Annotated in this window: 9 protein-coding genes; 3 read left to right on the top strand and 6 right to left on the bottom strand. The window is 71.5% G+C overall.

All coding sequences use genetic code 11. From position 1 onward, the window contains the following. Positions 1–123 precede the first annotated feature (123 nt). The 3 genes from D3P35_RS25035 to D3P35_RS25045 all read right to left on the bottom strand — a co-directional run bounded on the left by D3P35_RS25035 (position 124) and on the right by D3P35_RS25045 (position 4,256). Entirely contained in the window at positions 124–1,071 is a 948-nt protein-coding gene (locus D3P35_RS25035; RefSeq protein WP_118138664.1) for a calcium-binding protein, read from the bottom strand. Positions 1,072–1,128: 57 nt separating this feature from the next. Continuing rightward, positions 1,129–2,046, bottom strand: a complete 918-nt coding sequence (locus tag D3P35_RS25040; RefSeq protein WP_118138665.1) for a calcium-binding protein — start codon at positions 2,044–2,046, stop codon at positions 1,129–1,131. Between the two features lie 89 nt (positions 2,047–2,135). Beyond that, positions 2,136–4,256, bottom strand: coding sequence for a TonB-dependent hemoglobin/transferrin/lactoferrin family receptor (locus tag D3P35_RS25045; protein WP_157982321.1), 2,121 nt, complete (start codon positions 4,254–4,256; stop codon positions 2,136–2,138). A gap of 613 nt (positions 4,257–4,869) precedes the next feature. Here D3P35_RS25045 and D3P35_RS25050 point away from each other — a divergent pair. From D3P35_RS25050 to D3P35_RS25060, 3 genes are all read left to right on the top strand, one after another. Further along, the gene (locus tag D3P35_RS25050; protein WP_118138667.1) at positions 4,870–6,108 is read left to right on the top strand and encodes an aromatic ring-hydroxylating dioxygenase subunit alpha; all 1,239 of its coding nucleotides are present in this window, start codon (positions 4,870–4,872) and stop codon (positions 6,106–6,108) included. A gap of 5 nt (positions 6,109–6,113) precedes the next feature. Beyond that, entirely contained in the window at positions 6,114–7,196 is a 1,083-nt protein-coding gene (locus D3P35_RS25055) for a 2Fe-2S iron-sulfur cluster-binding protein (RefSeq protein ID WP_370032580.1), read from the top strand. Positions 7,197–7,528: 332 nt separating this feature from the next. Continuing rightward, positions 7,529–7,876, top strand: coding sequence for a hypothetical protein (locus D3P35_RS25060; protein ID WP_118138668.1), 348 nt, complete (start codon positions 7,529–7,531; stop codon positions 7,874–7,876). Positions 7,877–8,039: 163 nt separating this feature from the next. On the opposite strand, the gene D3P35_RS25065 is transcribed toward D3P35_RS25060, so the two are convergent. The 3 genes from D3P35_RS25065 to D3P35_RS25075 all read right to left on the bottom strand — a co-directional run. Next, positions 8,040–10,499, bottom strand: a complete 2,460-nt coding sequence (locus D3P35_RS25065; protein ID WP_118138669.1) for a mechanosensitive ion channel domain-containing protein — start codon at positions 10,497–10,499, stop codon at positions 8,040–8,042. A 145-nt stretch (positions 10,500–10,644) separates the two neighbouring features. Next, positions 10,645–11,814, bottom strand: a complete 1,170-nt coding sequence (locus D3P35_RS25070; protein WP_118138670.1) for an alpha-D-ribose 1-methylphosphonate 5-triphosphate diphosphatase — start codon at positions 11,812–11,814, stop codon at positions 10,645–10,647. A 992-nt stretch (positions 11,815–12,806) separates the two neighbouring features. Next, positions 12,807–13,310: energy transducer TonB (locus D3P35_RS25075; RefSeq protein ID WP_157982322.1), on the bottom strand; the 504-nt coding region annotated here is incomplete at its 5' end.

Genomic DNA, 13,310 nt, shown 5'->3' on the forward strand with positions numbered 1-13,310 from the left:
GGCAGGGGTGCACCGCGCGCCCGGAGCGCGCGGATGGCCGGGGCCGCGGCCGGTTGCAGGCGGAGCAGGCCCGCGCGCGGCCGGGAAAGGCAGGGCGCCGCCCGGGCGGGCGGCGCCGCGCGCTCAGCCGAAGCTGAAGCTGTCGGCGGTGAGCGTATCGGCCTCGACCCCGACCAGCACCAGCCGGTTGCCGTGGTCGTCGAGGATGACCGTGTTGTCGCCGCGCTGGTACATGCTGTCCTGCAGGTCGGCGAAATCGGTGAACTGGCCGGCCTCGTAGGCCACCACGTCGCCCACTTCGGCGTTGAAATCGACGATGCGGTCGTTGCCGGTGTCGAGCGTGTCGAACACGAAGAGGTCGGCGTTGCCGCCGCCGGCCAGCCGGTCGTCGCCCGCGCCGCCGTAGAGCACGTCGCGCCCGGCGCCGCCGAACAGCAGGTCGTTGCCCTCGCCGCCGAACAGCCAGTCGCGGCCGGCACCGCCGTAGAGCCAGTCGTCGCCGTTGTTGCCCAGCAGACGGTCGTTGCCGCCGCCGCCGTAGATCATGTCGTCGCCGCCGCGGCCGCGGATCACGTCGGCGGTGTCCGAGCCGGTCACCACGTCGTCGCCGTAGCTGCCCCAGACGTCCATGCGCTCCTCCGAGAGCATCTCGCGCAGGGTGGAGGTGTTGCCTGCCGGCGGGGTGCCGTCGGACATCAGGTCGTAGACCAGCCCCTGCACGTCGTCACCCGAATCGGAGTCGAGCGGGGCGGAGAAGGCCAGGGAGATGTCGGTCTGCGCCAGGGCCAGGGAGGCGCCGCTCTGGTAGCCGCCGTAGCCGAAGGAGATCGAGGAGATGGTGCCGTCCACCGTGTGGGAGGCGAAGGTGTATTCCAGGTCGCCGTCCACGTAGAAGGCCTGGGCGGCCATGTCGGGCGTGGCGGTCACGCTCTCGGTGCTGCCCATGTAGGCGCCGGAGAAGCCGTTGCTGAACGCACCGAAGCCCGAAAGGGTGAAGGTGGAATCGAAGGCGGCGAAATAGGCGTCGAGGTCGATGCCGTCGTTGTTCTCGAGAGTGATGGTGATGGTCATGTCATGCTCCGGGAATGGGCCGGGCGGCACGGTGGCCGCCCGGACGCGCGAAGAGGATCAGACGAACTCGAAGTCGCTCGCGGTGAGGCTGTCCGCATCGACGCCGACCAGCACGAAGCCGTCGCCGTCACCGAGGTCGACGTAGCTGTTGGCCCCGCGGGAGCTGATGTCGAGCGCCTCGAAGCCGGAGAAGGCGTCGGCGGAGAGGCGGATGGTGTCCTCGCCGATTGTGAAATCCATCACCCGGTCCACGCCGAGGTTGGAGCCGCGGAAGACGAAGATGTCCTCGCCCGCGCCGCCGACGAGGATGTCGTCGCCCGCGCCGCCGCGCAGCAGGTCGTTGCCGCGGCCGCCGTAGAGCTTGTCGTCGCCCGCGCCGCCGAACAGGCGGTCGTTGCCGATGTTGCCCACCAGCACGTCGTCGCCCTTGCCGCCGTGGAACACGTCACGGCCCCAGCCGCCGACCATGTGGTCGTCCGCGTCGGTGCCCGAGAAGCTGTCGTCGCCGTCCGAGCCGGTGAGGGCCACGCCGGTCATGTCCAGCAGCGACACGAGGGTGGAGGTGTTGCCCTCCGGCGCGGTGCCGTCGGACATCAGGTCGTAGATCAGGCCGTGCACGTCGTCGCCGGCGGCGGTGGAGAGCTCGGGCGAGAACTCGAGCACGAAATCCGTGGAGCCGAGCGAGAGGTCGTAGAGGCCGGTCCCGGGGTTCAGGACAGCCTCGCCTTCGGTGCCGAAGGAGATGGTGTTCACCGTGCCGTCGACGTGGTGGTTGGTGAACTGGTAGCCCAGGTCACCCTCGGCCAGGAAGGCGAGGGCATCGGCGTCGGAGGACATGCCCATGTAGTTGCCCGAGAAGGTGGCCATGTTGGAGAAGGCGCCGAAGCCCGAGAGCGAGAAGTTCGCGTCGAAATTGGCGAAGTAGGCGTCGAGGTCGATGCCGCCGGATGCAAGAAGCGTGACGTTGGTCTGCATTGTGTATCCCCTCAGATACGGGTGTGTTCGGAAAATGCCCTGCTGCCTTGCGTGTGCGGGTGGCGGGGGCGGAAAGGCCGGCCTCGGGCTCAGAACTTCATCTGGAGCGTGAGCGAGGCGGTGCGCCCGGGCGCCGGGTAGGCGGCGGAGCCGAGCGGGTCGACATAGGCGACGTCCGTGAGGTTCTCCACCGAGAGGCGCAGCGCGGCCGTCTCGGTGATCTGCCAGGAGCCGTAGAGATCGAAGGTGGTGAAGGCGTCGAGGTTGTAGCTCGACAGGTCGTTCTCGGAGGCGGAGACATGGGTCACCCGCCCGCCGAGCTCGACCCTGCGGTCGAACACCCGCACCCCGCCCTCGAGCGACCAGCGCAGGTCGGGCGACACCACGCTGGCCTGGGTGGAGCCCTCCATCGGGGTGGTGCGGTCGTCGTAGATGTAGGCGTCGTATTTCCGCGAGATGTCGGAATCGAGCGTGGCGAGGCTGCCGCGCAGGTAGAAGCCGCCGGCGTCGTAATCGGCCGAGAGCTCGACGCCCTGGAAGCGCGAGGTGCCCTCGTAGTTCACGTAGGCCGAGTAGGAGAGGTCGTCGCCCCCGGTGGGGCTGCCGTAGACCGTGGCGAGGCCGATGTAATCCGACACCCGGCGCTCGAAGATCGTGGCGCCGAAGCGGAAGCGGTCCTCCAGCACCAGGTCGCGCCCTTCCCAGGTGAGGCCGGCCTCGGCGGTGCGGGAGATTTCCGGGCGCAGGTTCGGGTTCGGACCGAAATAGGCGTTGAAGCCGATGTGCTGGCCGCCGAACACCGTCTCCATGATGGTGGGCGGGCGGTAGCCCTCGGTGTAGCGGGCGAACAGGCGCAGGCCGTCGGCGATCTCGTAGGCGATGCCGGCGGAGGGCACGAAGCGGCCGCCCGAGCTGTCCACCGGCACGTCCGTGTAGCCGCCGGTGCGGGTGCCGTCCGGCCCGGTGGTGCGCACGTAGGTGCTGGCGGTGCCGCTGAGCGAGTAGGCGTCGTAGCGCAGCCCGGCCGACAGGCTCCAGCGCCCGATGTCGTACTGGCCGGAGAGGAAGCCGGAGCCCACCTCGCGCTCGCCCTCGGGGTTTGCGCCCGAGAACCACACGTTGTCGGGGTCGTCCGCCTGGTTGGCGGCGAGGGAGACGGTGTCGGTGCTGTCGATGAACCCCTCCACCCCGTAGGTGAGCGAGACATCCCCCGGCCCGGCGGCGAAGCGGCTGGTGTTGGAGGCGCTGCCGCCCCAGGTGGTGAGGCCGTAATCCACCGAGAAGGAATCGTAGCTCGGCCGCGGCGGGCGATACTCGTCGCTGTCCAGCGTGGTGATCCACAGCCGGGTGGAGAGGTCGATCAGCGCGTCGCCGGGGTCGTAGTCCCAGCTCAGCGTGCCGGTGCCGGTGGTGAGGGTGGTCTCGTCGATGTATTCGCCCTCGCCGGTGCCGAACTCCGAGCGGTAGCCGAGATAGCCGATCTCCACCCGGCTCGCGGGCGACAGGTCGAGCGTGGCGCGCCCGAGGCCGGACCAGGTGTCCGAGCCGGTGAAACTCACGTTCTCGCCCGCGTCGTAGGGCGTGTCGGCGGCGGTGTAGACCGTGCCGTTGCGGCCGATCTCGTAGTCGCCGGTCTCGCGGTGGCTGAGGGCGAAGACCACGGAGAGCGTGTCGTTCAGCCGGGCGGCGCCGGCGGCGAACCCGCTGAAATCCATGCCGTTGGTGCCGGTGGTGCCGATCAGCTCGCCCGCCATGTCGCGGCCCTCCAGCAGGTCCTCGGCGCGCAGGGTGCGGAAGTTGACCGAGCCTGCCAGCGTGGCGGCGGAGCCCACGGTGGCGTTCACCGCCTTGTCCACCTCCACGGCGCGGACCATGTTCGGGTCGACATAGACCAGCGCGGTCGCGCCGTGGCCCGACTGCTGGAAATTCTGCCGCGCGCCGTCGATCATCATGTTCACGCGGGTCTGGTCCTGCAGGCCGCGGATGTTCACGTTCACGCCGGGGTTCTGCGGGTCTTCCGAGGCGGTGACATTGGGGATGTCGCGCAGCAGGTCGGAGGTGGTGCGCGGGGGCAGGCGGGCGATCTCCTCGGCCGTCACCACGTCCACCGGCGCGCCCACCGGGGCGGGGGCGGCATTGTCCACCACGATCGGGTCCAGCGCCATCTCGCTGCCCGCGGCCTCCGTGCCGTCCGCGATATCCTGCGCCACCGCGGAGGCGCCCGGCAGGGCGGCGGCCGCGAACAGGCAAAGCGGAAGGACGCGGGCATGACGCCGCGCGCAAAGGAGCGAATCGAAATGGAGGGTCATTGGGGGCCCGGTGCAGGAAGGAAAAACCGATCGAGGCTTCCCCGGTGCACAGGGTGGCGGTACGACGTGGAGTAACCTACTAAAAATGTCGGAAACGTCAACGGTCTTCCTGTGCACCGCGACCCGCTGACGCTGCCCCCCGCCCAGCCCGCAGCCCTGCCCCCCGCCCGGCCCGCCGGCCTCCGCGCCGGGCCCATGTCTTGAACGCTGCATCGCCTGTCGCTTTCCGGCAGGAGGCCGGGGCGCGCTTGCGGCAATGTGGCCCCGTCCGGACAGGCGTTGCGTGGGAGCGCGGCGCTGTCGTGCCGGGCCCGTGACAGGCCGGAAGAGGCCGGAAAACGACATCTCCCCCCGCTCCCCTCCCGCCCCGGCGCCGCCATCCGGCCGGGACGGAGCACTTTCCGCCCCCGGTGCCCCCGGGGGCCCCGGCCCGCGGGCCGCACGCCGAACCGCTTCCCCGACGGGGAGGCAGCAAGCCAACCCGGCCCGAGCGGCCACTTGAGAGACACGGGCTATGGACGCCACTTCACGGATTGCGGGCCTGCTGGCAGGGCAGAACACGGGCTTCAGCCTGCAGCAGCCCTTCTACACCGACGACGAGATCTTCGCGCAGGACATGGCGCTGATCTGGCATCGCGACTGGCTCTTCGCCGGGCACGACTGCGAGATCCCGAAGACCGGCGATTTCTTCACCTGGCGCGTGGGCGATGCCGAGGCGATCGTGGTGCGCGGCGCGGATGGCAGGATCCGCGCCTTCCACAACTCGTGCCGCCACCGCGGCTCGCGCATCTGCCAGACCCACAAGGGCTCGGCGCCCAAGCTCGTCTGCCCCTACCACCAGTGGACCTACGAGCTCGACGGCCGGCTGCTCTACGCGCGCGAGATGGGCCCGGGATTCGAGGCCTCGAAATACGGGCTGAAACCGGTGCATTGCGAGAGCGTGGCCGGCTACATCTTCATCTGCTTCGCCGCCCAGGCGCCGGATTTCGAGGCCTACCGCCGCGTGGCCGAGCCCTATCTCGCCCCGCACCGCATCGCCGAGGCGAAGGTGGCCCACGAGACCACCATCGTGGAGAACGGCAACTGGAAGCTGGTGTGGGAGAACAACCGCGAGTGCTACCACTGCGCCGGCTCCCACCCCGAGCTGTGCCGCACCTATTCCGATGCGCCCACCCTCACCGGCGTGATCGGGGTGGAGGGCGATGCCGAGGTGAACGCCCACTGGGCGCGTTGCGAGGCCGAGGGCCTGCCCTCGAAATTCACCCTCTCGGAGGACGGCCAGCACCGGCTGATGCGCATGCCGCTGCTGCGCGACGCGGAGAGCTTCACCATGTCGGGCAAGCGCGCGGTCTCGCTGCCGCTGGGCGGCGTGCGCAGCCAGCGCCCGGGCTCGCTGCTGATGTTCCACTACCCCACGATCTGGAACCATTGCCTGGGCGACCACGCGGTGACCTTCCGGGTCACCCCGCTCGACGCCGGGCGCACCGAGGTCACCACCCGCTGGCTGGTGCACAAGGACGCGGTGGAGGGCAAGGACTACGACGTGAAGACCCTCACCGAGGTCTGGCTCGCCACCAATGACGAGGACCGCCGCCTGGTGGAGCAGAACCAGCTCGGCATCCGCTCGCCCGCCTACGAGCCCGGCCCCTATGCCGCCGACCACGAGAGCGGCGTCGCCCAGTTCGTCGACTGGTACTGCAACACCCTGCGCGCCCGCCTGCCGGGCAGCTCGCTGCACGTCGCGGCGGAATGAGCCGCATGCCGCGCAAGGACTTCAAGCCGCTCGATGCGCGTCGGTTCTGGACCGACGCGCAGGAGCTCGAATGCACCATGGTCCTCCCCGAGGCGCCGGGTGTTAAGACCTTCTGCTTCAAGACCACCGACGACAGCTGGTTCAAGTATTTCCCCGGCCAGTTCATCACCATCGAGCTGCCCACCCCGGGCGAGAAGCTCCTGCGCACCTACACGCTGTCCTCCAGCCCGTCGCGGCCGCTCTCCATCGCCATCACGGTGAAGGCGCAGCGCGGCAGCCTCGGCTCGCAGTGGATGCTCGACAACGTGCAGGTGGGCGACACCTTCCGCGCCTACGGGCCGGGCGGGCTGTTCACCTTCCACAACCACCCGGCGGAGAAGTACCTGTTCATCTCCGCGGGCTCGGGCATCACCCCGATGATGTCGATGACCCGCTGGCTCTACGACGACGGCGCGCATACCGACATCACCTTCGTGCATGCCGCCCGCCGCCCCTCCGACATCATCTTCCGCGCCGAGCTGGAGCGCATGGCCCAGCGCCTGCCGGACCTGCACATCTCCTTCGTGATCGAGGAGGACGACCCCTACGTGGCCTGGACCGGCTACCGCGGCCGGCTGAGCCAGCTCATGCTGCCGCTGATGGCGCCGGACTACCTGGAGCGCGAGATCTTCTGCTGCGGCCCCGGCCCGTTCATGCAGGAGGTGCGCGACATCCTCCACTCGGTGGGCTTCGACATGGCCCGTTACCACGAGGAGAGCTTCGTCGCCCCGGTGCTGGCCGAGAGCGAGCGCGAGGCGCCCGACGATGTCATCCCCGACGAGGAGAGCAGCGCCGCCGTGGTGTTCGCCGCCTCCGGCGTGGAAGCCGCCTGCCGCGAGACCGACACCGTCCTGCAGGTGGCCAAGGCGGCGGGGCTCAACATCCCCTCGGCCTGCCAGTTCGGCGTCTGCGGCACCTGCAAGGTGCGCAAGATCTCGGGCGAGGTGCACATGGTGCACAACGGCGGAATTTCGGACGATGACATTGCATCGGGCCATATTCTCGCCTGCTGCTCGAATCCCATCGGCCGGGTCGAGGTCGACGTCTGAGCGCGGATCCCTGTTGCCGAAATCCGGGTGTCCCTGCATACTGCCCCCGCATGACGGGGTTTCGTCTCGCGGGGGGAAGACAGGGGACCTCGGCCCGGGGGGGCCGATATCCACAAAATAACGGACGGTAAAGCCAAGCTTTCGAACCCGGACAGGGCGGCATTCGCGCCTTTCCTGCCGGGTCCGCGGCCGTTCCGGCGCTGGCGAAGCGTCAGATCATGCGCAGAACTCCACACCCGGACGGCGGGTCGCGGGGTCCGGGTGGCGTGCGCGCGCGATCCGGGCTCTCCGCCGTGCGGCTCTTGCCCCGAGCCTCGAAGGAGCGCGCCCGAATGACCGACTCTCTCCCCGCCGGACACCGATTCGGGCCGGCTCTCGCCGGCCTTGTCGCGGCGATGGCCGACCCCGACCAGACCAACGTGCACCCCATGCGCCCGGAATGGCGCCCCCGCGGCATGACCGCGGAGGAGGCCATGATCCGCTGGGCGATGCTGGTGCCGCTGGGGCTCCCGCTCGCCGAGGCGGCGCGCGAGGCCCTCGCGGGGTTCCCCGGCGCCGGTCCCACCGGCGAGGCGCTGCGCTTCGTCGCCTATCTCGAGGCGGCGGCGACGCGGCTGCGGGAAAGTGCTGCCGGGCCCGGCAGCAGCATCGTCGCCCTGCGCTGCTCCGCGCAGCGCTGACACCGGAGCGCGCCTCCCCGCCGGAGGCGGCCCGCAGAACGGCCGGGGGCCGCGCGGATCTCTCCGCGCGGCCCCCGGCGTCTCGTGGCCCCGCACGTGCGGGACGGTCATCCGCGGCCCCGGGCCGCCGGCGCCGGGCCGGGCGGCCGCGGCGCCCGGCGGCTCAGAGCTCGTCCTCTTCGGCCGGCATGTCCGGGCCTGCGGGGCTTTTGCGCGCAGGCCCCTCGGGCGCAGCGGACGCACCGGGCGCGGCGGGGGCCTCGGGCTTCGCGTCGATCACCGCGGGCCCCGGCACTTCCTTCAGGCGGATGTTGGCCGCGGGGGCGTTGCCGTCCTTGTCCTCGCCGAAATAGAGCGTCTGGTGAGGAAACGGGATCTCGATGCCGCGCTCGTCGAAGATCCGCTTCAGGATCTCGTTGTAGGCGCGGCCCAGGCCCCACTGCTTGCCCGGCCGGGTGACGATGCGGCCACGCACCATGATGGCGCTGTCGCCGAAGGCGGTGAGGCCGTGCCACTCCAGCTCGCCGATGATCTGGGGGCCGTGCTCGGGGTCCTTCTTCAGCTCCTCGAACCCGTCCAGCATCGCCTGCTTGGCGTCCGACACGCTCTCGCGATAGGCGATGCCCATCTCGCACACGTAGGCGGAGAAGCCGCGCATGTAGTTCGACACCATGTCCACCGAGGAGAAGGGGATGATGTGGAACACCCCGTTCAGGTCGCGCAGCGACACCGAGCGGATGGTGAGCCGCTCCACCGAGCCGGTGGTGCCGCCCACGGTGACCACGTCGCCCACGTTGATGGCGCTCTCGAACTGGATGAAGATGCCGGTGATGATGTCCTGCACCAGCTTCTGCGCACCGAAGCCGATGGCGAGGCCGAGCACACCGGCCGAGGCGATGAGCGGCGCGATGTCCACCCCGATCTCGGAGAGCACGAACATCAGCGTGATCACCACGATGGCGATGGTGGCGGCGTTGCGCAGCAGGGTGAGCAGGGTCTGCTCGCGCGCGGTGGCGGGGCGGCCGAACTCGGGGTTGAGCCGGTAGTCCACCCAGGAGCTGAGCGCGAGCCACAGCAGGAAGGCCACCAGCAGCATCACCAGCGCGCTCACCACCGTGCCGGAGACGCGGGCGCCGGCATCGCTGTCGAACCAGGCGCCGAGGTCGAACACGCCCACCGCCTGCAGCGCGATGCCGATCACCAGCAGCAGGATCAGCGTGCGCAGCACGAAGAGCGCCTTGGGCACGAAGGCGTTCAGCCGGTTTTCCAGCAGCGGCAGGCGTGATTTCACCGTGTCCGGCAGCACCACGCCGCGCACCATGGCGCGGGTGAGCGCGTCGGAGATGATCATCCCCACCGTGGCGACGATCAGCACCTTGGCCACGCCCCAGAGCACCGGGAACAGCATCCGGTCGGGCTGGACCATCACCACGAAGAACAGCACCACGATGGCGACGAGAACCGGCACGTGCCAGTTGCGCGCCACGAAGCGGCGGATGGTGCCGCGCGAGGCGCGCTGTCCGTCGGCAACCAGCCAGGCGCCGAAGCGCCGGCGGTTCGCCAGAACCAGCCAGATCAGCAGGATGACGGTGATGAGCAGCACCACGGCCGAGATCGCCCGCCCGGCCGACCAGGAGACGTTGGCCCGCGCCACCGGCAGCAGCAGCAACTGGCCATAGCCCAGCACCGAGATGATCACGGCAAACCAGCGCGACAGGTAGCGGGCCACGCGGTCCGACACGTTGACCGGCCGCAGCGCGCCGGTGGCCGGCGAGAGCACGGCCCGCATCACCACCTTCACCATCTCGATGGCGAAGAAGGCGTTGAGGTACAGCGTCTGCGGCAGGCTGATGGAGCCGGCCTGGCCGGTGACCATCAGCGCCACCGCGTAGCCCACGGCCCAGGCCACGCCGACCACCAGCGCATCGACGATGACCGAGGCGACGATGAGCGCCCACTTGTGCAGCACGGAGTGCTCGCCCCGGCGCCCCATGCCCCGGTAGAGCCGCCGGGCCAGCCAGCGCAGCACGAGGAACACCACCACCGTGGCGAGGATGGTATAGGCGAGCTCGGAGAGCGCCTGCAGCAGCAGGGCCACCTGCTCGCCGCTGAGCGAGGAGAAGATCTGGCCGGTGGTCTGCAGCCGCTCGCCGAAATTCGCCACGCTGGCCGCGAGGTCCTCGGCCGTGGCGCGGGTGAACTCCGCGAGGTCGCGCACGAAGGCGCCGCCGTTTTCGGAGGCTTGGGTGGTGATCACGTCCTCACCACCGCCGCCATCGGCCGCCGGGGCGGCATCGCCATCGGCCGGGGCCGCGGCCGCGCCGCTTCCGGCCGGTGCCGCGGGTTCCGCGCCGTCGGCGATGCGCTCGAGCTCGGAGATCAGCGCGTTGCGCGCGCCCTCGTCCTGCAGGATGGTGACCAGCGCCGCGGCCTGGGAGCGCGCGTCGGGACTGCCTTCCGCCGTCTCGCCGGAGGCGCCGCCGTCGCTCTGCTCCGCCGTGCCTCCCGTGTCCTGGCCCCCGGCCTGCTGGGCGAAGGCGGGGGCCTGCAGCAGCAGGAACAGGGCGGCAATGCCCGTGAGGAGGGCGCGGAGCAGCCCCGGCGGCAGATGGCTCTTGGTCAAGTCGGTCCTCGTCGATCTGGTTCGGCGGCATTTTTCGGCGGTGGCGCGCGCGAGGCACTCCGCCGCAGGCAAACTAGCCCGATTGCCTTGATCCGCAACACCTTGGCCCCCATGCGGGGGCCCGCGCACCGGCCGGTCCGGCGGGTCAGGCCATGCGCCGGCCCGCGCGCCAGATGCCGCGGATGTGGCTGCGCCCGCGCGGGCGGGCAACGCGCAGCACGTCGGCGCGCAGCCCGGGCTCCAGCCGTCCCCGGTCCGCGAGCCCGGCGAGTGCGGCGGGCGTGGCGCTCACCATGCGCACGGTCTCGGGCAGGCCCTGGGGCAGGTCCGGGTCATCGGCGATGGCGAAGGCCGCGTCGATGAGCGCGCGCGGCACGTAGTCGGAGGCGAGGATATCGACGAGACCGGCGCCGAGCAACTCCCGTACCGCCACGTTGCCGCTCTGCGAGCCGCCGCGCAGGTAATTCGGCGCCCCCGCCACGATGGCGAGCCCCGCCGCCCGCGCCGCCTCGGCCGCAGCCCGGGTGGTGGGGAACTCCGAGATCGCCACGCCCTCGGCCCGGGCCATCGCGACATGGGCCGGGCTCGCGTCGTCATGGCTCAGCAGCGGCAGGCCGCGCGCGCGCGCCAGCGCCACCACCTCGGCGCGCACCCGCGCGCCCTCGCGGCCCGAGCGGGCGATGAGCTCTTCGGTGAGCGCGCGGCTCTCCTCCAGGCTCACCTGCATGTCCCGCGCCATGCCGCGCACCCAGTCCTCCACGTCGGTCACCTGCCGGTCGCCCGGGGTGTGGTCCATCACCGAGACGATCTGCGCCCGGTCGATCACGCTGGCGGCGAGCGCGGGGGTGGCGGTGTCGCTCACCTCGCAGCGCAGGTGGAGCAGGTGGTCGGCGCGCAGCAGGCCCAGCGCCCGCGCCTCCTCCAGCGCCGCCACGAGCTCGGCGAGGATCTCGCGGCGCTCCGGCCGGTGCATGGCCGCCCCCACCGGCAGGCTGTCGAACACGGTGGTGATGCCCGAGCCGATCACCTGCGCGTCATGGGCGAGGAAGGCGTTGAGCATGTCCCAGCGCACCGAGGCGCGGGGGAAGACGTGTTTCTCCACGTGGTCGGTGTGGATGTCGACGATGCCGGGCATCAGAACGTCGCCGCCCATGTCGATGCCGGCGGAGCGGGTGAGGCCGGCGATGCGCCCCTCCTCCACCCTCAGCCCGCCCTCGACCACGCGGTCCGGCAGCACCAGCACGGCGTTGGAGAGGGTGAAGCTCTCCGCCTGCACGAGGGTCTCGGGGCGGGGGGCGGTGTCGAGCAGGGTCATGCGCGGCGATCTCCGGTCTGGGGTCGGGGCAGGATAGGGGGCGGCGCCGGGCTGGCAAAGCCCCCGAAGCCGCCCCCATGCGACACGGCCGCGACGCCGCCGAGACAGGGCCATGACGCTTCGATGACATGGGCCGGCGGGTCCCGTCTCGCAGGGCCGGGCACCGCCCTCCCCCGCAAGCTCCCGGCGGCTGGCAGGCGGCAGGACCATCACAGGCGACGATGCGCCGCCCGGCGCCGCCTCCCCCCGGGCGAGGCGGCGCCGGGCGCGGATGGCGCCCGTGCCTGCGGCCTGCCCCGCGGCGGACAGGGCGCCGTGGGGAGATGGGCCGGGACGCGAGCGGCATTCCGATGCGGGTGTGAACGGGGGGAGAGGTTGCGCCGAGGCGCAGGGAATGAATCTGGCCGGAGATGCGCGGAACGAAGGCGGCCGGACGCACGCGGGAGAATGGCTGCCTCAGGCGTGCGGGAATAGGCCGCCGGGTCCGCGCGGGACAGCAGAGGTCGGGCCTGCGCGGGACGAGGGCAGCCGGGGGCGGGCGAGACGGTGGCACCTGAGGCACGCGGAACAGAGGCCCGCGGGATAGTCCCTGCCGGAGGCCAACGGGATGAGGGCGGAAGGGGGGCGGGCGAGACAGCCGCCCCGGAGGCGCGCGGATTGCGGCTGCCGCGGGCGCGCTGGAAAATGGCCGCCGGGTCCGCGCGCGTTGGCAGCGGTCGGGCCTGCGCGGGCTGAGGCCGGCAGGCAGGCAACCGGATTGGCGGCGGCCGGAGCAACGCGGAACAGCGGCAGGCGCACGCGGTGACGTGACAACCGGCAGCGTGCGGAACAGCGGCGAGCGAGGGGCGCGGCATGAGGGCAGCCGGGCCCCCACGCCACTCCGGCGGCGGGGGACTTGCGACGGACCGGGAGCCGGGGGCGGGCGAGAGGCCGTGGCCCCGGGCGTGCGGCCCCTCGGCGGGTCCGGGGCCGGGCGGGCCGGCCCCGGGCGATCAGCTGCGGAACATGATCGGGATGGTGAAGGAGAAGCTTGCGCCGTCCAGCCCGTCGGGTGCCTGCGGGAAGGTGCCCACGCGGCGGATGGCGTCGAGCGCGGCGTCGTCGAGCGCGCTCACGCCCGAGCCCTTGCGCACGTTGGCCGAGATCACGTCGCCGCCGCGCGACAGGGTGATGGCGACATTCACCACGCCCTCGGCGCCGCGGGCCGAGCGCGGGTGGCGCTGGCGACGGGCGATGGAGGAGCGCACCGCGGCGGCGTACTGCGCCTTGAGCGAGGCGATCCGGTCGCGCTCGGCGGCGGAGACGGTGACGGCATCGTTGCCGCGCGCGCGCTGGTTGGTCTCGCCCTGGCCTGCGGCCGAGGGGGCCGCGGCCGTGCCGGTCTGCGCGGAGGGCGCGGGCTGGCTGGGCGCAGGCTGCGGCGCGGGCCGGGCCTGCTGCTGGGGCGCGGGCTGGCGCACCGGCTTCGGGGCCGGCCGGTCCGGGCGCTGCGGCGG

It is taken from the genome of Oceanicella sp. SM1341 (assembly GCF_003448965.1).
Classification (GTDB): domain Bacteria; phylum Pseudomonadota; class Alphaproteobacteria; order Rhodobacterales; family Rhodobacteraceae; genus Paroceanicella.

Coding starts and splice junctions, on each gene's coding strand:
- D3P35_RS25035 (WP_118138664.1), bottom strand. CDS start 1,071: ATGACCATCACCATCACTCTCGAGAACAACGACGGCATCGACCTCGAC.
- D3P35_RS25060 (WP_118138668.1), top strand. CDS start 7,529: ATGACCGACTCTCTCCCCGCCGGACACCGATTCGGGCCGGCTCTCGCC.
- D3P35_RS25055 (WP_370032580.1), top strand. CDS start 6,114: ATGCCGCGCAAGGACTTCAAGCCGCTCGATGCGCGTCGGTTCTGGACC.
- D3P35_RS25050 (WP_118138667.1), top strand. CDS start 4,870: ATGGACGCCACTTCACGGATTGCGGGCCTGCTGGCAGGGCAGAACACG.
- D3P35_RS25040 (WP_118138665.1), bottom strand. CDS start 2,046: ATGCAGACCAACGTCACGCTTCTTGCATCCGGCGGCATCGACCTCGAC.
- D3P35_RS25070 (WP_118138670.1), bottom strand. CDS start 11,814: ATGACCCTGCTCGACACCGCCCCCCGCCCCGAGACCCTCGTGCAGGCG.